Source organism: Pseudomonas protegens (assembly GCF_013407925.2).
Lineage (GTDB): Bacteria > Pseudomonadota > Gammaproteobacteria > Pseudomonadales > Pseudomonadaceae > Aquipseudomonas > Aquipseudomonas fluorescens_AP.
The window spans coordinates 5,721,689-5,745,457 of sequence record NZ_CP060201.1; the positions used below are offsets into that span (position 1 = coordinate 5,721,689).

The window sequence follows — 23,769 nt, forward strand, 5'->3', positions numbered from 1 at the left end:
GGCAGACCTTCGGCGTCCTCGGGACCCCTGCGTCTCCTGCGGAGCCGTTCGCAGCCTGCGGCAGCGGCTACAGAGCAATCTGCAGAAAACGGATACAGGTCTGCACGCATCGGCTATTGCCCCGCCAACCCCGGTCCTAGCATGGCCCTGCCTGAATAAAAACAATGGAGGCGGCGGCCATGTCCCTGCGACCCGAATACCTGCATTCCCTGCTTGAAGAAGACCCCGACCAGGGCGTCTACCGCTGCAAGCGGGCGATGTTCACCGACCCCCGGCTGTTCGATCTGGAGATGCAGCACATCTTCGAAGGCAACTGGCTGTACCTGGCCCACGACAGCCAGATCCCCAATCCCAACGACTACTACAGCACCACCATGGGTCGGCAGCCGGTGTTCATCGCCCGCAACAAGAACGGTGAACTCAACGCCTTCATCAACGCCTGCAGCCATCGCGGCGCCATGCTCTGCCGGCACAAGACCGGCAACAAGGCCTCCTTCACCTGCCCGTTCCACGGCTGGACCTTCAACAACACCGGCAAACTGCTCAAGGTCAAGGACCCGGCCGCCGCGGGCTACCCGGCCAGTTTCAACTGCGACGGCTCCCACGACCTGACCCGCGTCGCGCGCTTTGAGTCCTACCGCGGCTTCCTGTTCGGCAGCCTCAATCCCGACGTGCTGCCCCTGGTGGAACACCTGGGCGAGTCGGCGAAGATCATCGACATGATCGTCGACCAGTCCGCCGACGGCCTGGAAGTGCTGCGCGGCTCCTCCAGCTACATCTACGAAGGCAATTGGAAGCTCACCGCCGAGAACGGCGCCGACGGCTACCACGTCAGCTCGGTGCACTGGAACTACGCCGCCACCCAGAACCAGCGCAAGCAGCGCGAGGCCGGGGCAGGCATCCGCACCATGAGCGCCGGCAGCTGGGCCAAGCAGGGCGGCGGTTTCTACTCCTTCGACAAGGGCCATATGCTGCTCTGGACCCGCTGGTCCAACCCCGAGGATCGCCCGCTGTACGAACGCCGCGACGAGCTGGCCCGGGACTTCGGCCAGGCCCGGGCCGACTGGATGATCGAGAACTCGCGCAACCTGTGCCTGTACCCCAACGTCTACCTGATGGACCAGTTCAGCTCGCAGATCCGCATCGCCCGGCCGCTCTCCGTTGACCGCACGGAAATCACCATCTACTGCATCGCGCCCAAGGGCGAGAGCGACGAAGCCCGGGCCCGGCGCATCCGCCAATACGAAGACTTCTTCAACGTCAGCGGCATGGCCACCCCGGACGACCTGGAGGAGTTCCGCTCCTGCCAGCTCGGCTACCAGGGCAGCAGCACGGCCTGGAACGACATGTCCCGTGGCGCCGAGCATTGGGTTCGGGGCGCGGACGACGCGGCGAAAGAAATCGACCTGCAGCCGATCCTCAGCGGCGTGCGTACCGAGGACGAGGGCCTGTTCGTGATGCAGCACAAGTACTGGCAGCAGACCCTGCTGGCAGCCCTGGAGCGTGAAGCCGCTCGCCAGATCGACGTGGAGGCCGTGCAATGACTGTTTCCTACGACACCGTGCGCGATTTCCTGTATCGCGAGGCCCGCTACCTGGACGACAAGGACTGGGACAGCTGGCTGGAACTCTACGCCCCGGACGCGACCTTCTGGATGCCCTCCTGGGACGACAGCGACCAGCTGACCGAAGACCCGCAGCGGGAAATCTCGCTGATCTGGTACGGCAACCGCAGCGGCCTGGAAGACCGGGTGTTCCGCATCAAGACCGAGCGCTCCAGCGCCAGCATTCCCGACACCCGCACCTCGCACAACCTGAGCAATATCGAGCTGCTGGAACAGGGCGACGGCCAATGCAAGCTGCGCTTCAACTGGCACACCCTGAGCTTTCGCTACAAGACCGTGGACAGCTACTTCGGCTGCAGCTTCTACACCCTGGATGTGCGCGGCGAAAACCCGCTGATCCTGGCCAAGAAAGTCATCCTGAAGAACGACTACGTTCGCCAGGTCGTCGATATCTACCACCTCTGAGGCGACTGCCATGAGCCATCAAATCGCACTCAATTTCGAAGACGGCGTGACCCGTTTCGTCAACGCCAACCCCGGCGAAACCGTGGCCGACGCCGCCTACCGCCAGGGCATCAATATCCCCCTGGACTGCCGCGACGGCGCCTGCGGCACCTGCAAGTGCTTTGCCGAGGCGGGGCGCTACGAGCTGGGCGAGGACTACATCGAAGACGCCCTGAGCGCCGACGAGGCCGAGCAGGGTTTTGTCCTCACCTGCCAGATGCGCGCCTTGAGCGACTGCGTGGTACGGGTGCCGGCTTCGTCCCAGGTCTGCCGCGCCGGGCAGGGGACTTTCCAGGCCCGCATCAGCGCGGTGCGCCAGCTGTCCGACAGCACCATTGCCCTGTCGATCAAGGGTGAAGCCCTGAGCCAGCTGGCGTTCCTGCCGGGGCAATACGTCAACCTCGGGGTGCCCGGCAGCGAGCAGACTCGGGCCTACTCCTTCAGTTCGTTGCAACGCGACGGCGAAGTCAGCTTCCTGATCCGCAATGTGCCCGGCGGCCTGATGAGCAGCTTTCTTACCGGGCTGGCCAAAGCCGGTGACAGCATGACCCTGGCCGGGCCCCTGGGCAGCTTCTACCTGCGGGACATCCGCCGGCCCCTGCTGTTGCTGGCCGGCGGCACAGGGCTGGCGCCGTTCACCGCCATGCTGGAGAAAATCGCCGAGCAGGGCAGCGCGCACCCGCTGCATTTGATCTACGGCGTGACCCACGATTTCGACCTGGTGGAGCTGGAGCGCCTGGAAGACTTTGCCGCGCGCATCCCGCAGTTCAGCTTCAGCGCCTGCGTGGCCAATCCAGATAGCCAGTACCCGCGCAAGGGCTACGTGACCCAGCACATCGAACCGGCGCACCTCAACCAGGGCGATGTGGACATCTACCTGTGCGGACCGCCGCCGATGGTCGAAGCGGTGAGCCAGTTCATCCGCGAGCAGGGCATCGCCCCGGCGAACTTCTACTACGAGAAGTTCGCCGCCAGCGCCGCCTGAAGGGCACTTCCCCGCTGTAGGAACTGGCTTGCCAGCGAAGACGTCCATCAGGGCGCTGCAAGGCTCAAGGGCCCTTTCGCCGGCAAGCCGGCTCCTACGCAATCCCACACGGCAAGCCATGGCCTTGTAGGAGCTGGCTTGCCAGCGAAGGCGTCCATCAGGGTGCAGCAAGGCCCAAGGGCCCCTTCGCCGGCAAGCCGGCTCCTACGTCGGGTGGTGTTCTCCCTATCTTTTTGCGTTCACGAGGTTTCCATGAACCGTTTCCACAACCAAGTCGCCCTGGTCACCGGCGCCGCCCAAGGCATCGGCCGTCGCGTTGCCGAGCGCCTGGCCGAAGAGGGCGCCCGCGTGGTGCTGGTGGACCGCTCCGAGCTGGTCTTCGAACTGGCCGCCGAACTCAGCCCCCGCTACCCAATCCTGGCTCTGACCGCCGATCTGGAGCAGTACAGCGAGTGCAGCCTGATCATGGCCGCGGCCATCGCCCATTTCGGCCGCCTCGATGTGCTGGTCAACAACGTCGGCGGCACCATCTGGGCCAAGCCTTTCGAACACTACGAGCCCGCGCAGATCGAAGCCGAAGTGCGCCGCTCGCTGTTCCCCACTTTGTGGTGCTGCCACGCCGCCTTGCCGCCGATGCTGGAGCAGGGCAGTGGCGCCATCGTCAACGTCTCGTCCATCGCCACCCGCAGTCTCAACCGCGTGCCCTACGGCGCGGCCAAGGGCGGGATCAACGCGCTGACCGCCTGCCTGGCCTTCGAAACCGCCGGTCGTGGCGTGCGGGTCAATGCCACCGCCCCGGGGGGCACCGAAGCCCCGCCGCGGCGTATCCCGCGCAACAGCGCCGAGCCAAGCGCCGAGGAACAGGTCTGGTATCAGCAGATCGTCGATCAGACCCTGGATAGCAGCCTGATGAAACGCTACGGCACCATCGACGAGCAGGCCGCGGCGATCCTGTTCCTCGCCTCCGCCGAAGCGTCCTATATCACCGGCACGGTGCTGCCGGTGGGCGGTGGCGACCAGGGCTGAAGCCCGGCGGCCTCAGGCTCTGCTGCCGGGGCGGTCAGTAGAACAGGCGCGGCTCGGGTGAGGCGAGCAAGCTGGCCAGCTTGGTCAGGGCAAAGCTCAGTTCGGCGCGGCTTGGCGACATCAAGGCAATGCGCACGCCGCGGCTGGCCGTGGTGCGCTGGGCCAGGAACTGGCTGCCGCTGACCACGGTGACGCCCTGGGCGCGGGCCAGGTTGGCAAACTCGTCGCAGTTCCAGGGCTGCGGCAGCACCAGCCAGATGTGAAAGCTGTTGGGCTGGCTGCTGATTTGATAGTTGCCGAGAATCTCCCGCGCCATTTGCTGGCGCACGGCCGCCTCTTGCTGCTGCACCTTGATCAGTTGCTCGCCGGTGCCGCTGTTGATCAGGTTGCTGGCCAGTTGCGCCATCATCGGCGAGGGCATCCACACGCTGCTGCGGACCATGGACGACAGGCGCGAGAGGGTTTCGGGCGGGGCGTACAGGTAACCGATGCGCAGCGCCGGCAGGATGCTTTTCGACAGGCTGGTCAGGTAGACCGAGCGCTCGGGGGCGTAGGCCGAGATCGGCTTGTGCACGTTGTGGGTTTCCAGAAAGCCATAGATGTCATCGTCAATGATGAACACATCGTATTCGCGGGCGATCTGGGCAATGGCTTCGCGGCGCTCCGGCGGCATGATCGAGTTGGTCGGGTTCTGGTGCGTGGTCACGCACACCAGCAGGGCCGGACGGTGCTCCTCGCACGCCGCGCGGAAGGCCTCGGGCACCAGCCCGTATTCATCGATCTGCACGCCCATCAGGCGCCTGTCCAGGCTGTGGGCCAGGGAGATGATCCCGGGGTAGCAATGCTCTTCGCAGAGAATCAGGTCGTTGGTGTTGGACAGGCTGTTGATGGCCACCAGCAAGCCGTGCTGCGCGCCGCTGGTGAGCACGATCTGCTGCCAGCGCGCCTCGGGCAGGCTGCGCTGCACCCAGCGGGCTCCGGCCTGCTTGTGCACGGCGTGTCCGCCATCGGTGGCGTAGTCCAGCACCCGGTTCAGGTCCGCCGACTGGGCCAGCTCGCCAATGGAATCGCGCAGCCACATCCCGACGTTGGCGTCATTGGGCTTGATGATCGACAGATCGATCTGCGCGCTGTGGCTATCGGTACTGGTTTGCGCTGCGGCAGGCGCCGTCCTGGTCTTGGCCGGCAAGACAAAAGTCCCGCGTCCGACTTCCCCCACCACCAGCCCGCGCTTGGCCGCTTCGTCATAGGCGCGCCCCACGGTGCCGGGGGTGACTTTCAAGGCCTCGGCCAACTCCTTGAGGGTGGGCAGCCGATCTTCAGGGCTCAGGCGCCCGGAGCGGATGTCTTGCTCCAGGGCGTCGGCAATCATTAGGTAAACCGGCTGCGCGTGGCCGCTGTATTGAGGAACCCACATAGGTAAAGCACCAAAGTCTGCACGAGCACGCAAGCCTAACATGAACCCGCGAAGGGGCGTAATCCTGTGGTAATCGAGGCTATTGCACCGAATTGATGCGATTTAATTCTGTCGGATAAGCCAGGTTTTTCGTTGGCTTTACCGTGCTGAAATTTTATTTCATGAGAAATTTCAATAAATTCAATGACTTTAAAGCCGTATTCACGCGCTGCAAGCCAGATCGGCAGAAATAAATTGAATCGAGTCTATTTGTGTAATTACAATGATTACGTCGATGTTGTTTCGAGATGTTATCGAGGCATTGACTGGTTTGTCCCGGCATTACACGGGTGTCGTGTGAGCTGAATCACAAAAATACAACAGGTTGTGCCGCCTCCCGGGCCAGGCGCAACGCGCATCGAACTATGGAATTCAACTGAAATGGAAAGCGCACAGCACAAGCAGGCAGTCGAGGCCGTGGCAACGTTGGAAATCCGCTTGCCGTGGGTTATTTCCAGCGCCTGGCAAACCGTCTTGAGTCAGACGCCTCTGGAATTCGAGGCCACCAAGGACATTTATTTTCAGCTCAAGGAACAGGCCCAGGATGTACTGGGGGCTGCCCTGACGCGACAGATCCGGACCTTTGTCGAAGACCCCGACCTCACCTCGATGGTGATTCGCAACTGCCCGCGAGACCGGGACATTCCACCGACGCCTTACTCCGGCGTGCTGAGCCCCAAGAGCACGCCCATCGCCTGCCTGGTCAGCCTGTCGCTGCAAAGCCTGCTGGGTATCCATCCGGTGGTGTATGAAGGGGAGAATGACGGACGCCTGTTCCGCCATGTGATTCCTTCTCGTACCTCCTCCAGCCAGAAAAGCTCGCACGGATCGCGCCTGCGCTTTTCCTACCACGTCGACAACCCGGACTTGCCGCTGTCATCCGAAGCGCTCGGCGAGCTCTCCTGCTGCCCGGAATACCTGTCGTTCTTCGGCATGCGTTGCGATCCGCGGATCAACACCACGCTGGTCAATCTGGACGACGTGATCGACCAACTGCCGGCGGCCACCGTGCGCGAACTGAGCCTGCCGCAGTTCGAGGTGCGCCGCCCGGACTCGTTCGCCAGCCAGCGCCGTTCAACGCCCAACCTCGCGGTGCTGGTGCGCGGCGCGGCCAACGAGTGGCTGTGCCGCTTCGACAGCGAAAACACCTACGGCATGAACGCCAGCGCTGAGCTCGCGCTCAACACCCTGCGCGCGCTGCTGGAAAGCCGCCGCTTCGATGAGCCGCACCTGCTGCTGCCCGGGGATTTCATGATCTTCAAGAACCAGCGGGTGCTGCACGCCCGCGACGGTTTCGAGCCGCAAAACGACGGCGCCGACCGCTGGCTCTTGCGCGTGTTCGCGGTCAATGACCTGAACCGCGTGCGCTTTGCGCGAGCCGACCATCTGTATGAAGTCCTTTCCTGATTCTTTTTGTCTTTGTAGGGTAACGCTATGGAACTGTTAGGAGCCTATTGGGCTGAACACTGGGTATTGGCGATTCTGCTGCTGGGCGCCATCGCCTTCGTCGCCGGTTTTGTCGACAGCATTGCTGGCGGGGGCGGGCTGTTCCTGGTGCCCGGATTCCTGCTGGTGGGCCTGCCCCCGCAGGTGGCGCTGGGCCAGGAAAAACTGGTCAGCACCCTGGGCACCCTGGCGGCCATCAGGAACTTTCTGGTCAACAGCAAGATGGTCTGGAAGGTGGCGCTGGTCGGCGTGCCGTTTTCCCTGCTCGGTGCCTACCTGGGGGCGCACCTGATTGTGTCGATCTCCCAGGAAACCGTGGGCAAGATCATCCTCGCCTTGATCCCCTTCGGCATCCTGATTTTCCTCACCCCCAAGGACCGGCCGGTGCGGGAACACGTGCTGTCCGATGCCATGCTGTTTACCGTAGTGCCCCTGACCTGCCTGGTCATCGGCTTCTATGACGGCTTCTTCGGCCCGGGCACCGGCAGCATATTCATCATCGCCTTTCACTACCTGTTGAAAATGGACCTGGTTTCCAGCTCGGCCAACTCCAAGACCTTCAACTTCGCCTCCAACATCGGCGCCCTGGTGGCGTTCATCATGGCCGGCAAGGTGATCTACCTGCTGGCCCTGCCCTTGGTGGCCTGCAACATTTTGGGCAACCACCTGGGCAGCGCCCTGGCCATCCGCAAGGGCAACGATGTGGTGCGCAAGGTGCTGGTGCTCTCGATGATGTGCCTGTTCGCCAGCCTCGGCGTGAAATACCTGGCCTGATCGCCTGACCAAGGAGAAACCCATGAAAACCGCATTTGTGACCGGCGCCTCGGCCGGCTTTGGCCAAGCGATCTGTCGCCGACTGGTCGCCGAAGGCTATCGCGTGATCGGTGGCGCACGGCGCATGGACAAGCTCCAGCGCCTGGAACAGGAGCTGGGTGAAAACTTCATCGCCCTGGAGCTGGATGTCACCGACAAGACCTCCCTGGAACGGGCGGTGGAACAGATCCATGAGGCGTCCCTGGCCATCGACCTGCTGGTCAACAACGCCGGGCTGGCGCTGGGCATCGAACGCGCTCAGCACAGCAGCGCGCAGAACTGGGAACGCATGATCGCCACCAACATCACCGGCCTGGCGCTGATTACCCAGCGCGTCCTGCCACGCATGGTCGAAGCCAACAGCGGGCTGATCATCAACATCGGCTCGATTGCCGGTACCTATCCCTACCCGGGCGGCAACGTCTATGGCGCCAGCAAGGCCTTCGTCAAACAGTTCAGCCTGAACCTGCGGGCAGACCTGGCCGGCACCCGGGTACGGGTGACCAACATCGAACCGGGCCTGTGTTCCGGCACCGACTTCTCGGTGGTGCGGCTCAACGGCGACATGGAAGCGGTGCAAGCCTTGTACAAGGACGTTGAAGCCATCCGCCCCGAGGACATCGCCAACACCGTGTGCTGGATTGCTCAGCAGCCGGAGCACCTGAACATCAACTCCATCGAAATCATGCCCGTGGCGCAGAGCAGCGCGGCGCTGAATGTCGTGCGCAACCTTTGAGGGCAGGGGGCGGTGCTCAGTGCGCCGCTCACGCAACCCTGTAGCCGCTGCCGCAGGCTGCGCACGGGCGCAAAGCGCTCGCTAAACCAGACGCTGCGATACCCCGGTGAAACTTCACCGGGCCGGTTTCTGATGGCTGGGCAATCCTTCGCTCTTAGCGGCGAGCGTCTCCGTCGCCGCTAAGGGTTCACAGGTATGGGGTAGGGCAAGTCGATCGGCGGTGCGTCCGGCAATTGCCGCGAGGATTTGCCCATCAGATAGCCGATGATCTGCGGCGCAGTCATGTCCACCTGCAGCATGTCCGGCTCGCCAAACCACTCGTTGGGCCAGAAGATCAGGTCCGAGGCATTGGCCTCGGGGAAGTTGGTTTCCAGCAGGCTCAAGGCGTAGTCCATATCAGACTCCGTGCCCTCGCATTTACAGATGAAACCCGCCAGGGCACACGCTTCGTCGAAGCTCAGGTCGTCAACGTAGCGCTTCTGATGAAAGGCCGTGCGCAGAAAGTTCTCCGCGCTGGTATGGCTGTGCATCACGAGAAACTCGTGGAACTCAAAAGGCCGGCCGGCGTGGCTGTTCCACTGCTCGATCAGCGCACTGATCTCGGGGCTTTCCCGGCCCTGGTTGTCCCAGATCTGGTCGAGGATCTGCTCCAGCAGGTCCTTCATCAGCGCGTTTGTAGTCGGCGTCGGTGGTGTTGGTTTCAGCCGTTCCGGCATGGCCATGGGTATCTCCCTGATTGTCATTGCATATGGCTGGAGAAGGGGGGCGCGAGATCGCCTTCGCCGGCAAGCCGGCTCCTACGATGGATGGTGCCTGCCTGTGTAGGAGCTGGCTTGCCAGCGAAGGCGGCCAAAAGACCACCCCCATTCCCGAGCGGCGCACAGGATAGGCCCTTCGCGCCGCCGACTAAAGCGCCGGCCCCAGCAACAACAATGCACACAACCCGCCCTCAGGCCGATTGCGCAACTCCAGGCGACCACCGATCTTGCTGACGATCATCTGCACAATCGCCAGCCCCAGCCCGGCGCCATGGGCATTGCCCTGGCTGTAGAAGCGCTCCAGCAAACGTCCGCGCTCCTGTTCATTGATGCCGGGCCCGGCGTCCTCCACACACAGGTGCATCGCGCCATCCGCCTGGGGCCGTAGGCCGACCCGCACCTCGCTGCCTGCGGGGGCAAAGTTCAGGGCGTTGGTCACCAGGTTCTGCAGGGCAATGGCCAAAGCCACCGGGTCGGTATCAATCAGGCAGCCTTCGTCGCCTTCCAGCATCAGTTCGACCTCTTTCTCCAGGGCCAAAGGCGTCAGTTCCGCCAGCTCTTCGCGCACCAGGGCGCTGAGGTCGATGCGGCTCAGGCGCGGGCTGTTCAGTTGCGGCTCAATGCGCGCCATGGTCAGCAGCTGGCTGGCGATACGGGTGGCGCGGTCGACGCCGCTCACCAGAAAGTCCAGGGCTTCTTGGCGCTGCTCCGGGCTGCCGGCACTCTGGGCGTTCTGCGCATGAATCCGCAGGATCGCCAGGGGCGTGCGCAGTTCATGGGCGGCGTCGGCGATAAAGCGCCGCTCGCGCTCCAGCAGGCTGTCGATCTGCGCCAGTAACTGGTTGAGGGCGGTCTGCATCGGTTCCAGGTCCTGGGGCAGGGGCTTGAGCCCGAGCGGCTGCAAGGTGTCGCTGCTGCGCCCGCGAATGGCCCGGGCCATGGCCCGCAGCGGCGCCAGGCCCCAGCCGATGGTCAGCCAGATCAGCAGCGCCAGCAGCGGCACGCCGATCAGGGTCGGCCACAGGGTATGGCGGACGATGCGCTGGATCAGGTCCTGGCGGATGTCATCGCGCTCGCCGACCCAGATCAGCAAGCCCTGCTGAGGATCGGCCAGCAGGAAGGCGCACCAGTCCTTGCCGTTTTCCAGGATATCGTGGGCGCCCAGGGTGGTGGGCGGCGCCTCCAGCCGCGGGGCCTCGGCGGAGCGCATCAGCAACTGGCCGTCGTCGCGCCAGACCTGGAAGGTCAGGCGGGTTTCATAGGGGTGGGCGGCACCGTCCACGCCGACCCGGCTCATGGCCTGGTCGAAGGCCTGGTGCAGGCGCTCCCAGTCCGCTGCGTCCGGTTTTTGAGCCGGGTCGCGCTGGCGCAGCACCCCTTGCAGCAGGCGCGCGCTCTGGGCCAGCTGGGCGTCGTAGACCTCTTCGATTTCATGGTGGCTGTCGCGCAGCACCAGCCAGCTGATCAGCAAATCCCCCAGCAGCACCAGGACCAGGACTGGCAGCAGAATCCGCGTGCGCACCGAGTTCATGGCTTGAGCGCCAGCACGTAACCGACGCCGCGCACGGTACGGATCAGCTCGCTGCAGAGCTTCTTGCGCAGGTTGTGGATCAGCACTTCCAGGGTGTTGCTCTCGACCCGGTCCTGCCAGCCGTACAGCGCCCGGGACAGGCGCTCGCGGGTCACCACCTTGCCCGGGCGTACCATCAGCTGGTGCAGCAACTGGTATTCCATGGGCGTCAGCACCACCTCGGCGTCGTGGTACTGCACCTGCTGGTTGGCCGGGTCGAGGCGGATGCCGGCGTGTTCCAGCAGCGGCTGGGCACGACCCTGGCTGCGGCGCAGCAGGGCGCGGACCCGGGCCTTGAATTCCTCGACGTCGAAGGGCTTGACCAGGTAGTCGTCGGCCCCGGCATCCAGCCCGGCGATGCGCTCGGCGGTGCCGTCGCGGGCGGTGAGAATCAGCACCGGCAGGTCCTGCTGGGCGGCGCGCAATTGCTGCAGCAGTTCCAGGCCGTCGAGCCGCGGCAGGCCCAGGTCCAGCAGCAACAGGTCGAAGCTTTCGGTGCGCAGGGCGTGCAGGGCGCTGGCGCCGTCCTGCAGCCAGTCCAGGGTGTAGCCTTCGGCGCTCAGCGCCACGCGGATGCCCTGGCCGAGGGCACGATCATCTTCGACAAGCAGCAGGCGCATGGGTGGTTCTCGGTCGGGCGGGGGGCAGGGAAGGGGCGCATGATGACGCCGGCCAAGCTTGGCCGGCAGGGGTTTTTCGCGGGGAAAATGTTACCGCGCGTTGCCAACTAAGCTTTCACTAAGCTTGGTTTTGCACAGTGGAATCTCCCCCATCACCGGAGCGTTTTCCATGCGCAAGATCCTCCTGCTGTCCCTGATCATCGCCAGCCCCCTGGCCGTCGCCGGCCCGCAATGCACCACCGCCGAACGCTCGCAATGGCAGGATCAGAAGGCCTTTCAGGAACAGCTCAAGGCCCAGGGCTACCAGATCAGCAAGTTCAAGGTCACCGACGGCAACTGCTACGAGATCTACGGCTTTGACAAGGACCAGCGCAAGGTCGAGATCTACCACGACCCGGTCACCGGCAAGGCGGTGAAGACCGAGATCAAAGGCTGATGCCGCACGCTTCCCTGCGGCTGTGGGACCCGCTGGTGCGACTGTTTCACCTGTCCATCGCCGGGGTCTTTATCGGCAACTACTTCTTCAATGAAGCCGGTGACGACTGGCACGTCTGGCTCGGCTACTACGCCATGGCCTGGCTGCTGTTGCGCACAGTCTGGGGATTTGTCGGGCCGCGCAGTGCGCGCTGGTCCGACTTCTGGCCGACCCGGGCCCGGCTGGCGGGGCACCTGCGCTCGCTGCTGGCCGGGCGCCCCGAGCATCGCCTGGGGCATTCGCCCCTCGGGGCTTTAGTGATGTTGCTGATGTTGTTGGCGCTGTTGCTGATCGGCATCAGCGGTTTCCTGATGGAAGAGGTCGATGCCCTGTGGGGCGCCGACTGGCCGCTGCAGGTGCACGAAACCAGCGCCGATGTGCTGCTGGGCCTGGTGCTGCTGCATGTGTGCGCGGCGATTTTTGAAAGCCTGCAGGTGCGCGACAACCTGCCGTTGTCGATGCTCACCGGCCGCCGCCGACCCTTGCCGGACAGTGATCGGCACTAATGGTCTTTCCCTTGTTCCCACCCTGTATTTGCCACGGGCTCCTGTATGCGTGCGCTGTCCTTTCGCCTGATCTTCCTCTGCGGCAGCCTGCTGTTGGCCGTCGTCTTTATTGTCGCCTGGCGCAGCCATCCGCCTCACCAACTGGCGCCGTTCGCCCAGGCTGCCGTTAGCGGCGATGCGGCTAAAGCCAACAGCACACCGCACTACAGCAGCCGCTTCGTCTCCTCGGACCTGGATGACTTCGTGCATTCGTCCTCGGTGACCGGCTTGCCCGGCGGCGACCTGATGGCCGTGTGGTTCGCCGGCTCCCGGGAAGGCGCCGCCGACGTCCAGGTGCGCAGCGCACGCTTTGACGCCAAGAGCGGCGAGTGGGGCGCCGAGCAGGTGCTGGCCACCCGCGAATCGACCCGTGACGGCACCGGGCGCTACATCCGCAAGCTCGGCAACCCGGTGATCGCCCTGGGCCCGGACCAGCGCCTGTGGCTGTTCTACGTCTCGGTATCGGTGGGCGGCTGGGCCACCAGCGCCATCAACCTGATGGTTTCCGATGACCTGGGGCGCAGCTGGTCGGCGCCGCGCCAACTGGTGACCTCGCCGTTCTTCAACATCAGCACCCTGGTGCGCGCCGCGCCGGTGTTCCATGCCGACGGCTCAATCGGCCTGCCGGTGTACCACGAGTTCATGGGCAAGTTCGCCGAGTACCTGTACCTGAGCGCCGACGGCGCAGTGATCGACAAATTCCGCATCAGCCGTGGCAAGCACTCCCTGCAACCGACCATCGTGCCCCTGGACGAACGCCGCGCAGTGGCCATGCTGCGCTACGCCGGCGACACCCACCACAAGGTCCTGGCCAGCCGCACCGAAGACGCCGGGCGGACCTGGAGCGAGCCCTATCCGCTGCAACCGTCCAACCCCAACTCGTCCCTGGCGGCGGTGGGCACCGACGACCAGGGCCTGCTGGTGGCCCTTAACGACCTGCAGGACGGGCGCTTCAAACTCAGCCTGTATGGCACCGACGCCGGCCTCAGCCAATGGCGCCCTCTGGTGGAACTGGACCAGTCCCCCGACTCCCTGGGCCAGCCGTTTTCCCACGAGGCCTACAAGGACATCATCGGTGAAGGCTTCCGCGCCTCCAGCGGCGCCCGGCGCCTGCCCCTGGAACAGCGCTTCTTGAGCAACCTCGACTACCGGGTGTGCAAGCCCCAGGGCTGTGACTTCGAGTACGAATACCCCTACTTCAGCCGCGGGGCGGACGGCCTGTACCACCTGGTCTATTCCTGGAACAACACCTTTATCAAGCACGTCAGCTTCAACGCGGCGTGGCTGGCGGAGCGCCTGTGATGCTTTCCCTGTGGCAAGCCCACCTGAGTTTTATCCTCCTGGGCTTTGTGCTGCTTGGCAGCCTGCGCCTGACCGCGCCCTGGCGGCCCTGGCTGCTGCCCGTGCTGGCGCTGGTCAGCTTTATTCCACTGAACCAGCTGCCGCTGGCGGCCTATGTGCGCAGCTTCACCGATGATCTGGCCATCAGCACCCTGGTGCTGCTGGGCTGGGTCAGCCTGCGGCACTTGGGGGTGATGGCGCCCTTGCCAGCCAAACACCGGGTGCAGGTCCTGCTGCTGTTTATCGGCCTGACCCTGAGCCTGTACCCCGCGACCCTGGGCCTGACTTACCTCGACCCCTACCGCTGGGGCTACAACCCACGGCCGATGATCGTGCTGATGGGCCTGACGGCGCTGGTGCTGCTGTGGCAGCGCAACCTGCTGGGGGTACTGATGCTGGCAGCCGGGACCCTGGCCTTTGCCCTGCGCCTCAAGCCCTCGGAAAACTACTGGGACTACCTGCTGGACCCGCTGCTGGCGGGCTACTGCCTGATCGCCGGCAGCGGCGGGCTGCTGCTGTGGCTGTGGCGCCGCGTCACCCAGCGCAGCCGCGGGCAGCCCCTTGCCGGCTAAACCAACAGGCCGCGCCGCGGCCTTCGACAACACCACACAGAGGTCAATGATGGGCGGGTTGCAATCACGCCGCCTGCGCTACGGCGTGGGCGCAATCGGGCTGGTATTCGGCTTGCTGGCACTGCTGCGGCTGCTGTTCGCCGTGGGTTTTTCCGGGGTGGACCTGAGCGCCGCCGACCAGCGCGAAGCCATCCTCCAGACCCTCGGCATCGGCCTGCGCTTCGACCTGCGCCTGACCCTGCTGCTACTGCTGCCCCTGGCCCTGCTGGCCTGGCTGCCGCGCTGGAACCTGCTGCGCCTGCCAACTTTGCGCTGGCTGGCCCGGGCCTACTTGCTGCTGGTGCTGGGCGGGGTAGGGCTGCTGTACATCATCGACTTCGGCCACTACGCCTACCTCGGCGTGCGCATCAACGCCACGGTGCTGCGCTACCTGGACGACGCACAGATCTCCCGGCAAATGCTCTGGGAAAGCTACCCGGTGCTGTGGATCGTCCTCGCCTGGGGCTGCGCCCTGGCCCTGTGCTGCTACGCCTTGCTGCGCCTGGAACGCCTGACCCTCGACCGCCCGGCGCAACCCCTGGGCCGCTGGTCCCTGGCCAGCGTCAGCTCCCTGGGCATCGCCGCCGTGTTCCTCGGCCTGCTGGGCCGGGTAGAAAACCTCAACCTGGAAAACCCCGTGCCCCTGCGCTGGAGCGATGCCTATTTCTCCGGCAACAGCCAGATCGCCGCCCTGGGCCTCAACCCCGTGCTGTTCTTCTACGACACCCTCAAGGCCGGCCAGGCCCAGTACGACGAAGCCCAAGTGCGCCAACACTACCCGGCCCTGGCCCGCTACCTCGGCGTCGACCAGCCGGACCCGCAGCGCCTGAGCTTCACCCGCCAACAAGGCGTGCAGCCGTACCGCATCGACCGCCCCCGGCCGCCCAACGTCATCTTCGTCATGCTCGAATCCCTTGGCACCAGCGCCGTGGGCGCCTACGGCAACCCGCTCAACCCCACCCCCAACCTCGACCGCCTGGCCCGCCAGAGCTGGTTCTTCAAACACTTCTACGTCCCGGTCACCGGCACCGCCAAGACCGTGTGGGCCAGCATCACCGGCGTGCCCGACGTCACCCGCCAAGAGACCGCCACCCGCCAGCCCCTGATCACTCGGCAACACAGCCTGATCAACGCCTTCAGCGACTACCACAAGCTCTACCTGATCGGCGGCAACGCCGGCTGGGCCAACATCAACGGCCTGATCCGCCAGAGCATCGACAACGTGCGCCTGTACGACGAAAGCCACTGGCAATCGCCCCTGGTGGACGTCTGGGGCATCTCCGACCTTGACCTGTTCAAGGAAAGCGACCGCCTGCTGCGCGCCATCCCCCAGGACCAGCCGTTCTTCGCCTACCTGCAAACCTCCGGCAACCACCGCCCGTTCACCATCCCCAAGGACAACGACGGCTTTCAAGCTCAAGACCTGCCCCTGGAACAAGTCCAGGCCGCCGGTTCCCGCAGCCTGGAGCAATACAACGCCGTGCGCCTGCTGGACTTCAACATCGGCCGACTTATAGAGATCGCCAAAGCGGGGGGCTACTACGACAACACGATTTTCGTGTTCTTCGGCGACCACAACACCCGCATCAGCCAGATCCCCCACATGGCCCCCGCGTTTGAACAGCTAGGGCTGGAAAGCAACAACGTACCGCTGTTGATCCATGCCCCGGGGATGTTGCAGCCCAGAGTGATCGAAGAAGCCGTCGGCCTCGCCGACCTGCTGCCTACCGTGGCCGGCATGGTCGGGATGCCCTTCACCAATGACGCCATGGGGCGGGATATTCAACAGCCTGCGCCGGAAGGCGAGCGCGTGGTGCCGCTGGTATTGAGGGAAGGGACCTTCCCGGTGATTGGCGGCGTGACCAAGGACTTTTTGTTGCAGATGCAGCACGACGGCAGTGGCGCGACCTTGCATGATTTGGCATCGAGCACACCGCGAGAGGATGTGGCGCAGGAGCATCCGCAGGAGTTTGAGAGGTTGCTGGAGTTGACGCGGGGGATGCATGAGGGGGCGCGGTTGATGTTGTATCGCAACGTTCGCTGACACCACATAGCCATCGGTTGACGCCAGCCCGTGTAGGAGCTGGCTTGCCAGCGAAGGCGGCGCAAGATCGCCGCCAAACCTTCCAACCAGCCACTCTGACTCCCTAAACCAGGGAGTCACAACATCACATTTACGTCTGCTTCAGATTGGCCTGATACCGCTCCTTCACTTCAGCCACACTCAGCCACTTGCGTTGTGAATGCACCACCCGATGGCAATTGGCACACAACAACGCCAAATCAGCGAGCTTAGTTTTGTCACCCGGCTGCAGCGTGTGCAGAGGTTTAGTGTGGTGGACGTCGATCACCCCCTCCACATCTGCACCATAGGTTTGGCTGAAATTAAAACCACACGCCTCACACTGCAGCGCCCCATGTTGCTTCAGCGCCTCTTCTTTTTTGCGCTTAACGATTTTCTTGTCTCTTTCCCGCACCCGATGCACCCGGGTGAGCACTTTGCCTTCCTCTGCTTCGAAGAAGCCAGGGTCATCCGCTGCGCTTAAATCGATAGGGCTAGCTGGAATCGTCTGAACGTTGGCATTGATCGCCGCCACAACCTCAGCAAGACGCTCCGGGTCATTGGCAAACTCCAGCCACACCAACTGCTCATCCTTATTGCCTTTCGCAAGCCCCGTACGCCCGTTGTTGGTGTAGCTCGGGTCCCAACGCCGGAAGTTGTTGAGCTTCATACACACACCGTTGGCATTGCGAAAGCTCTGATTCTTGCTCACCCCGGTGGCATTGCCGATGAGATTGAGAGCCTGCGATAACGCCAAAACATCCGGATGATTCACGCCGGGTAAACCGTTGCGGTGAAGGAGATACAGATTCAGGGCAAGAACGAGCTCGTCGCGGCTCCAAGCAGGGTTGGATTGATTGCTGATAGGTGCAGAGGTCATGCGGGGGGCTATCCGTAGGTTTCCCGATTCGCTGTACGACACAGCGTAAGAGGCCGTAAGGATATTCTTTTCCCAACTAGTTTGGGAGTTCAGTAGTGAGTATGAAAGGGAGCGAGCAGGGGGGGGGCGCGTTGCCTCTCACCACGTGTCTATGGCCGTGGCTGGGCAGTGAGAGAGCTTAAGCAATATCGAAGGGCTACAGCATCTGTAGGAGCTGGCTTGCCTGAGAAAGCGGCCTAACAGAAACGGGGCAAATCAGCCTTCACCCCGCTTCCATATTTTTCGGACTTCTGAGTATCTAGTCGATTACAGAGGCTGCGCTGGTTTATTGGCATCTAGCAACGAATCCACCACTGCTCTAGCCATCTCCACCGAATGAATCATTGACCAAATCAAACCACGCTCCACACCGCTGGCGCGCTCGGTGATTTCATCGCTGACCTGTACCGCACAGTCCAGCAGCAACGACACATGCACCAAGGCTTCTTCGGCATTGATGCCGGGGCGGACACTGAACATGGATTGATGACCTACGGACGTAGGTACGGTGTCTTTCAGACTATTCAGGATTGAGGTTTCGGCGCTATGCGCGGCCAAGGCCAAGCGAATTCGCTGGGTGTCGATATCGTGTTCGGGGGTTCTGAATTGCCCAGGCAAGGACAGGGGCGGATCGGGAACGAGCTTTTTCATGGTGCATCTCCAATGTGAATGGAGCTGCCAGCGATCGCTGCTAAACGAAGGAGTGGCAGCTGTACGCAGGTTAGCAGACCGGTCACATTGGAAACCGGCGCACCCGAAGGTGCCCTGCGCACAGCCACCATAAAAAGCAGAAGAAAAACTCTGCCAACAGGTGACGTCGATGCGCCCAATGTGATGATTCGAGCTGCTAAACCCGATCACTGATATGCAGTGATGAACCGAGCCTAGCCAGCCGAAGTATCAGGCGCAAGCGGGTTGGATTCTCTAGGAAAAGTCGCTCAATAGAAAGGGACTAGCCTTACAAGGAGTTGTGAATTGGGCGGTGACCTTGTGCCAGTCGAGTTGAGTTAAACCGAGGACCCGCCATTGAGCGACAACGAAACGCCATCCAACCCTTGCACTTGATCCAATCGTCGGGTATCAGCTCTACGCACCAAAGATCATCCGCCGAGTTAGATGACTGAAAGAGCACATACGTATCGGTTAGTTGCGCTAGCAAGAACCAGCTCGATAGTGGCTCTGAACAACAAACAGGGAGAAACACCAATGGCCGTATGGCTGGTCCGGGCAGGGTCTGCAGGGGAGTTTGAGGACAAGTTCATCAGTGAACGCCGCGTCTATGTGACGTGGGATGGGCTGAATGTCGACTTGAGCACCCTCAAGAATCGCGAACAAGTACAGGTAGAGTTGTCGATACGTTACCCAGAAGCGAAGCCCAAAACGCTACAGAATTGGAGCAGCCAGATTTGGCCCTTCGCTCGGCGTATGCAGGCTGGAGACTTGATCGTACTGCCGCTCAAAACTCAGCCGGTGGTTTATATCGGCAAACTTGTCGACGGCTATCAGTTCTCCAGCGCCGGCCCTGATCCATTCTTTCATTGGCGGGCGGTTGAGTGGATTGGTGAGGCGATTCCTCGGTCCAACTTCTCCCAAGACCTGCTCTACAGCTTCGGCGCGTTTATGACCATTTGCCGCATTCAGCGTAATAATGCAGAAGAGCGTATTCGTTCCATGGCTAGCCATAACTGGCAGCCCGAGACGTTGCAGCAGTTGGTGTGTGACACTGCTACTGCATCGGATGAGGTGGCTGTTGAAGAGGCCGAAACGGATCTAGAACGTACAGGTAAAGACCATATCGTTCGACTGATTGAACGACGTTTTAAAGGGCACCGGCTGACCACCCTGGTGGCGGCGATACTGCGTGCACAAGGCTTCAGTGTCTGGCAAAGCCCCGAAGGCGCCGATGGCGGCGTTGATATTTTGGCCAGTAACGGCGTGATGGGCTTTGGCGGGCAAGCCATCTGCGTTGAAGTGAAGTCGGGCACGGGTTTGGTTGATCGACCAACTGTCGACAAACTGCTCGGTGCGATGAGTAAGTTCAATGCTGGTCAGGGGCTATTCGTGGCGTGGGGTGGTTATCGCTCGAATGTGCAAAAAGAGCTGGCGTCGAGTTTTTTCCGTCTGCGCTTATGGAACCAGGACGATCTGCTGGAACAGCTGTTTATGTATTACGACCGGCTTGACGAAGGGATCAAGTCAGAGTTGCCGTTGAAGCGGATTTGGACGGCGGTACTGTCGGAAGAGATTTGATGGGGTAGAAAATGCCGGCTTGTGGTTAGCTTTTTATTGATATAACTATCTAAAAATAAATAACTTATCGTTGTTAAAAACTATTCCGTTCCCCCATTTGTTCCACCACTTGTTGCAATTTTTGCCTGATTTTTTTCCGGCAAAAGACCGGCTTTTTTTGCCTGTTTTGTTGGCGTTTTCGATTGTTTGAATTGTTTTTTATCGAGAATTGGCGACGTCATAAAAATCCCAGCTTGCCTCAGATCCATCGCAAAAAATGCTCAGCGGGAACGACTGCGCCTGGCCATCTACAAGGTTCAGATCATCTCAAATAACTGCAGCAATCCACAGAGGGATCAGATCAGGATCTCGACAATAATCGGTGCGCTTTCGCGGTCCCTCCCTACACTGACGAGCACTGCCGATTTCAGCCTGGCGGTTGCCATACCGGTCGCATCCTAGGAACGTACTGGTTAAGTAAGAATGGGCTGCGCCACACCGGCCTTCAGCATAACCCCATTGTGGCCGAACACCTTTACGCGCGGGCATAGAGTCGTTAAACGTCCGTCCGCCAAATCTCTAGATAGGCGCGCTTGATATCAAGACGGGTCAGTGTGCGCCGGGCGACATGAGCTTTTCGATGCAGACTGCAGGCAGCAAATCGACGTCCACAGCCACAGCTACAGCGAAGTTTATTGGCTCGCCGGCGTTTCAATGCGAGCAGCCTCATCAACCGCCGCAGGCCATTGACGTCCGATATCCCGAAGATCTGGCGGTAGTCGTCGATCAAACCATCCGGGCCATGTGCGAGCTCTCCAAAAGGAAACGCTGCGGCACCGCTCTCCCGCAGGCTGTGTCCAAAGAGGAATGGAACAACGCACTTCTCGACGAAATCGACGAGCGATGGCTGCGCGCCGAGGATAAGACGCTGCCTAAGCATTGAACCCAGGCAGAGTGAACCATCGGGGTTAACGTGATACCGCCCTTCTCGCGGAATTCGGCCACCGACTTCGAATACCTGCGGGAGGGCTCGGTCCAGGGGATTAGCGATGTCCACCTGGATGCGATACTCATCCTGCACCGGCGGAGCGCCCTCCGTCACCGCAGAAAACTCCAAACGGCCAGTCAGCCTCACAGTGCCGATGGCCGATGGCCGATACCGCATCAGGGGATAAGCGTCTAAAAAAGCCTCGATTGTCGAGTCAAATGCCTTCAACCGCGACCACTCCAAGGGCTGGCAGCCTGTGCAATGTGAATCTGGCGCGGCGCGGCGGCAGCCACAGCCACCCCGGGTGCGCCAATCTGGCTCGCCGGGATTTTGACCTCAAGCACATCGCTTAAATGGCCCGCAAGGCGCGCACCCTCCAGGTCGGAGATCTGTTTGAAGTCGCGCACGGCTTGGCGTACCCACTTATGGAAGTTTTCCTTGAGCTCGAGCTCTTTACCTTCGGGTGTCGCCCAGCGATCGGCAAAGTTTTCTTCAGGGTTGACCGGGTTAACCACCACATTCGCGTCCGACTCCACGAAAGCGCTAAGCGTGCCCAAGCAGCAGGTCAGCGCTTCCCGGAGAGTTGCGCTACCAACATAGTCCTGCGCCGCGAGCGTAGTGATGATGACCGATATCGGCTTGGAGTCTGGATTATCTTGGTACATGACATCCCGATGCCGCTTGAGGAGCTGGACGGTCCGCTGCAGGTGGGTTTTTCGGGCATAGAACGGCACCTCATCGACCCGAAGATCCTCCATGGCCATCACCAATGAGAGGGGGTTCGACGACTTTGATTCAAACCATTTGCAATAGCCGTCGGGGTTACTCAGCAGCCAATCGTCACTGATTGCTCGGTAGCTGGGAGCGCGGTCATCGGTGATATAAACCGCAAGATCGGCCACATCACTGGCGACCACTTTATCGATGCCAAAACTTTCCATTGCCACGAAAAGCTGATGCTTTCTAGTGTCGTCCAAGGGCACGCCGGGCACGATGTCCAGGTGGAAGCTCAACTCATCCTGGTAGTACAGCCGCCAGCAGCGATGCTTCTCCTCCAGCGCTTCTTGAATCCGCTTGGCCTCCCGATACCCCTCAAGCTCCAGGCGCACCATTTCTTTGAGTTGCGCCTGGCTGTGCGAGCCTCGCGACACGCCCGTACGCAGCTTGCAGGATAGGTCCAGGTCGTACCCCTCCCCCTCCCCCTCCAGCAACGGCCTGATGGCCGTACCGAGTCCAAACGATCCCTGCACGAAGATATGGGGATCGTTCTCGGCCAAGGTTGATTCCTCGCGGCCGAGCCAGTCACCCAGTGAGACATATCGAGCTTTCGCTTTCTCATACGCACCGGGCGGCAGTTCAAGCACCTCCACCGCAGCTAGCAGACTACGCTCTTCATTTTCCAAGTTAATGCTCCTTTATTGGGGGACGAGGCGGTTGTGGGCCACCCATTGCTTACAGTGCGTCCAGTTGCAGCACATTGTTCGGCGGTTCGTGGGGGGCGGTGATGGTGTGCCGGTCAAGGCTGAAGGCCAGGAATGGCGGTTTCTGGGGGGCCATCTGGTACATGTGAATGCGTGGGTGCAACCTAGACTGAAGCTTCATCCCAAACGCGAAAACCGCAGCAGCCGGTGCGACAGTGCATAGGCTCACTTCGGAGGCCTTGAGGACATCTACCGCGTAGGCCCAAGCCTCTTGGCAGGCCTCACGGTATTTTTCCATCGACGTCGGTAACGCCACGACATCCACCCCATAGGCATTCGGCTGAATGCGGATGCGGGGCATTGCCAACAGCTCTTCGTTCAATGCCGCATCGGTGATTTCGGCTGTCAGCTCCAGCGTGATCAGCACCGTCCCCCCCGCCGGCAGGGGCTCTGCGGGCGGTGTCCAGGTAAAGGTCGTAGGGGCCTCCGGCTTCGGACGCACCCATGTTCCCTGACTGCGCCGGAAACTGAACAACTCTACGCGCCGAGCTTCACCGACCAACCATCCCCCGAGCAACATCGCTGGCATGTTACCCAATGGAAAGATCGCCAACTGCTCTGCTTGGGCACCGAAGGCACCGTGCCCGCGGATGGCGTCGTGGACATGAAGAATCTGGGCACGGAATGTCCGCAAGAACGCGGACCAGTACCCGGGGTCGTTTACGTCATTGCCACCTTGCGAGTCCCGCAAAAAATACTCAACCACCCGTTCACTGGCAGGCATCAGTTGGGCCTCCATCAGCGCTTTACGGGCATCGTGCTGAGAGAACGTCGTCGTTCTACCCGCGATGTCGCCAATGAAAGCCAAGGCATGGACGACCGGATATGCCAGCGTTTTGACCTGGTGGGCTCGCCAGATCTCTCGGGCTGCGACCATCGCCTCCAACCGCTCCCGTGGGTAGCTGTCGGGGTCAACCTTGTCGATCAGTCGATGGTGGACGTCACAGCACAGCATGATGTTACTGGGGGACTGTGCCAACACGGCGGAGAGCGCTGCGTCGCCCCTAGGTCCATTGGCCTTCGCCGCGACGATGTGCGCCAGGTATCCGTAATAACCGAAGTGATCGCGGTCGTCCTTGAAGAGGACTGCATCACACCCCTCGAACTCGCAGATGCCGCTCGACCTGGCGTAGATCCAGTTCTCGACTTGATCAGGCAAACTGGGCCGGCTCATATTGGAGAGCAAGGCTTCCCGCCCTTTGAAGAACACCGTGAGTTCCTTTTTCGTCGCCTTTGTCACGGGCAGTTTGAGCAGGCCTTCGACGAAGTTTGTGACATCAGTGGCGACGACGGGCAGGCCGGTGCCAGCGAAAAGCTCCAGCTTACTCGCGCCATGGCCCTTCGCGATTGCCCAGTCAAGAAGCAGCGCCTTCGCCAACTCACCCAGCTCTCCAGTAACGGCATGGACGAGCGTGCACAATGAGGTATCGAGACGGACGATCACAAACCGCCAGCCGCCCGACTCGTAGGCGATGATCACTCGGCTGTCTGGCGTCTGCTTCCAGCGCTCCAGCGTGGCCTTGAGGTCCTTGTCATACAGTGCATCCAACAGTACAGGCATCCAACCCCTCCACACGCTACCGTGCGCACACTCAGGCACGTCCGTCTAAAATACGACGAGCCACTGACCAAATCAACAT

General features: G+C 61.9%; 23 protein-coding genes. 14 read left to right on the forward strand and 9 right to left on the reverse strand.

What is annotated here, in order from left to right:
* Positions 1–179 precede the first annotated feature (179 nt).
* The 4 genes from benA to GGI48_RS26525 all read left to right on the forward strand — a co-directional run bounded on the left by benA (position 180) and on the right by GGI48_RS26525 (position 4,079).
* Entirely contained in the window at positions 180–1,544 is a 1,365-nt protein-coding gene (gene benA / locus GGI48_RS26510; protein WP_179600788.1) for a benzoate 1,2-dioxygenase large subunit, read from the forward strand.
* Complete coding sequence (gene benB / locus GGI48_RS26515) at positions 1,541–2,029, forward strand: benzoate 1,2-dioxygenase small subunit (RefSeq protein WP_047305296.1); 489 nt, start codon at positions 1,541–1,543, stop codon at positions 2,027–2,029. The genes benA and benB overlap by 4 nt, the downstream gene beginning before the upstream one ends.
* A gap of 10 nt (positions 2,030–2,039) precedes the next feature.
* The gene (gene benC / locus GGI48_RS26520; protein WP_179600791.1) at positions 2,040–3,053 is read left to right on the forward strand and encodes a benzoate 1,2-dioxygenase electron transfer component BenC; all 1,014 of its coding nucleotides are present in this window, start codon (positions 2,040–2,042) and stop codon (positions 3,051–3,053) included.
* Between the two features lie 252 nt (positions 3,054–3,305).
* A complete protein-coding gene (locus tag GGI48_RS26525) occupies positions 3,306–4,079 on the forward strand; it encodes a 1,6-dihydroxycyclohexa-2,4-diene-1-carboxylate dehydrogenase (protein WP_179600793.1) in 774 nt (257 codons plus the stop codon).
* Between the two features lie 34 nt (positions 4,080–4,113).
* Here GGI48_RS26525 and GGI48_RS26530 read toward each other — a convergent pair whose 3' ends face one another.
* A complete protein-coding gene (locus GGI48_RS26530) occupies positions 4,114–5,496 on the reverse strand; it encodes a PLP-dependent aminotransferase family protein (RefSeq protein ID WP_103739749.1) in 1,383 nt (460 codons plus the stop codon).
* 420 nt (positions 5,497–5,916) lie between these two features.
* Between GGI48_RS26530 and GGI48_RS26535 the strand changes: the two genes are divergently transcribed.
* The 3 genes from GGI48_RS26535 to GGI48_RS26545 are packed head-to-tail and all read left to right on the forward strand — an operon-like array spanning position 5,917 to position 8,530.
* Positions 5,917–6,942: a TauD/TfdA family dioxygenase gene (locus GGI48_RS26535; protein WP_179600795.1), complete on the forward strand. Its 1,026-nt coding sequence runs from the start codon at positions 5,917–5,919 to the stop codon at positions 6,940–6,942.
* A gap of 27 nt (positions 6,943–6,969) precedes the next feature.
* Positions 6,970–7,755 carry a sulfite exporter TauE/SafE family protein gene (locus tag GGI48_RS26540; protein WP_179600797.1) on the forward strand — a complete coding sequence of 262 codons (786 nt, stop codon included), beginning with the start codon at positions 6,970–6,972 and terminating at the stop codon, positions 7,753–7,755.
* A 22-nt stretch (positions 7,756–7,777) separates the two neighbouring features.
* Positions 7,778–8,530: an SDR family NAD(P)-dependent oxidoreductase gene (locus GGI48_RS26545; protein ID WP_103739746.1), complete on the forward strand. Its 753-nt coding sequence runs from the start codon at positions 7,778–7,780 to the stop codon at positions 8,528–8,530.
* 179 nt (positions 8,531–8,709) lie between these two features.
* Here the strand turns inward: GGI48_RS26545 and GGI48_RS26550 are convergent, their stop codons facing one another.
* The 3 genes from GGI48_RS26550 to GGI48_RS26560 all read right to left on the reverse strand — a co-directional run bounded on the left by GGI48_RS26550 (position 8,710) and on the right by GGI48_RS26560 (position 11,478).
* Positions 8,710–9,252, reverse strand: a complete 543-nt coding sequence (locus GGI48_RS26550; RefSeq protein ID WP_179600799.1) for a hypothetical protein — start codon at positions 9,250–9,252, stop codon at positions 8,710–8,712.
* Between the two features lie 184 nt (positions 9,253–9,436).
* Complete coding sequence (locus GGI48_RS26555) at positions 9,437–10,819, reverse strand: ATP-binding protein (RefSeq protein ID WP_179600801.1); 1,383 nt, start codon at positions 10,817–10,819, stop codon at positions 9,437–9,439.
* Positions 10,816–11,478 (reverse strand): response regulator, encoded by a 663-nt coding sequence (locus GGI48_RS26560; protein ID WP_016966833.1) that lies wholly within the window; start codon positions 11,476–11,478, stop codon positions 10,816–10,818. The genes GGI48_RS26555 and GGI48_RS26560 overlap by 4 nt, the downstream gene beginning before the upstream one ends.
* 169 nt (positions 11,479–11,647) lie before the next feature.
* On the opposite strand from GGI48_RS26560, the gene GGI48_RS26565 reads away from it, so the two are divergent.
* Genes GGI48_RS26565 through GGI48_RS26585 form a run of 5 tightly spaced genes read left to right on the forward strand, consistent with a single transcriptional unit; the run spans position 11,648 to position 16,494 of the window.
* Positions 11,648–11,914 carry a PepSY domain-containing protein gene (locus GGI48_RS26565; protein WP_179600804.1) on the forward strand — a complete coding sequence of 89 codons (267 nt, stop codon included), beginning with the start codon at positions 11,648–11,650 and terminating at the stop codon, positions 11,912–11,914.
* Positions 11,914–12,459, forward strand: a complete 546-nt coding sequence (locus tag GGI48_RS26570) for a cytochrome b/b6 domain-containing protein (RefSeq protein ID WP_179600806.1) — start codon at positions 11,914–11,916, stop codon at positions 12,457–12,459. Before GGI48_RS26565 ends, GGI48_RS26570 begins: the two co-directional genes overlap by 1 nt.
* A gap of 45 nt (positions 12,460–12,504) precedes the next feature.
* A complete protein-coding gene (locus GGI48_RS26575) occupies positions 12,505–13,800 on the forward strand; it encodes a sialidase family protein (protein ID WP_179600807.1) in 1,296 nt (431 codons plus the stop codon).
* Positions 13,800–14,411, forward strand: a complete 612-nt coding sequence (locus GGI48_RS26580; protein WP_179600809.1) for a hypothetical protein — start codon at positions 13,800–13,802, stop codon at positions 14,409–14,411. Before GGI48_RS26575 ends, GGI48_RS26580 begins: the two co-directional genes overlap by 1 nt.
* A 49-nt stretch (positions 14,412–14,460) precedes the next feature.
* Entirely contained in the window at positions 14,461–16,494 is a 2,034-nt protein-coding gene (locus GGI48_RS26585; RefSeq protein ID WP_179600812.1) for an LTA synthase family protein, read from the forward strand.
* 130 nt (positions 16,495–16,624) lie between these two features.
* Here GGI48_RS26585 and GGI48_RS26590 read toward each other — a convergent pair whose 3' ends face one another.
* Positions 16,625–17,392, reverse strand: coding sequence for an HNH endonuclease (locus GGI48_RS26590; RefSeq protein WP_173664417.1), 768 nt, complete (start codon positions 17,390–17,392; stop codon positions 16,625–16,627).
* 306 nt (positions 17,393–17,698) lie between these two features.
* The gene (locus tag GGI48_RS26595; protein ID WP_179600813.1) at positions 17,699–18,082 is read right to left on the reverse strand and encodes a DUF6124 family protein; all 384 of its coding nucleotides are present in this window, start codon (positions 18,080–18,082) and stop codon (positions 17,699–17,701) included.
* A gap of 555 nt (positions 18,083–18,637) precedes the next feature.
* Between GGI48_RS26595 and GGI48_RS26600 the strand changes: the two genes are divergently transcribed.
* A complete protein-coding gene (locus GGI48_RS26600) occupies positions 18,638–19,681 on the forward strand; it encodes a restriction endonuclease (RefSeq protein WP_103739736.1) in 1,044 nt (347 codons plus the stop codon).
* A gap of 80 nt (positions 19,682–19,761) precedes the next feature.
* Here the strand turns inward: GGI48_RS26600 and GGI48_RS26605 are convergent, their stop codons facing one another.
* A complete protein-coding gene (locus GGI48_RS26605) occupies positions 19,762–19,929 on the reverse strand; it encodes a hypothetical protein (RefSeq protein WP_158552877.1) in 168 nt (55 codons plus the stop codon).
* A 371-nt stretch (positions 19,930–20,300) separates the two neighbouring features.
* On the opposite strand from GGI48_RS26605, the gene GGI48_RS26610 reads away from it, so the two are divergent.
* A complete protein-coding gene (locus tag GGI48_RS26610) occupies positions 20,301–20,603 on the forward strand; it encodes a hypothetical protein (protein ID WP_103739735.1) in 303 nt (100 codons plus the stop codon).
* A gap of 269 nt (positions 20,604–20,872) precedes the next feature.
* Here GGI48_RS26610 and GGI48_RS26615 read toward each other — a convergent pair whose 3' ends face one another.
* Positions 20,873–22,051, reverse strand: coding sequence for a nucleotidyltransferase (locus GGI48_RS26615; protein ID WP_181957006.1), 1,179 nt, complete (start codon positions 22,049–22,051; stop codon positions 20,873–20,875).
* Between the two features lie 49 nt (positions 22,052–22,100).
* Positions 22,101–23,690: an SAVED domain-containing protein gene (locus GGI48_RS26620; protein ID WP_103739733.1), complete on the reverse strand. Its 1,590-nt coding sequence runs from the start codon at positions 23,688–23,690 to the stop codon at positions 22,101–22,103.
* Positions 23,691–23,769: the final 79 nt, after the last annotated feature.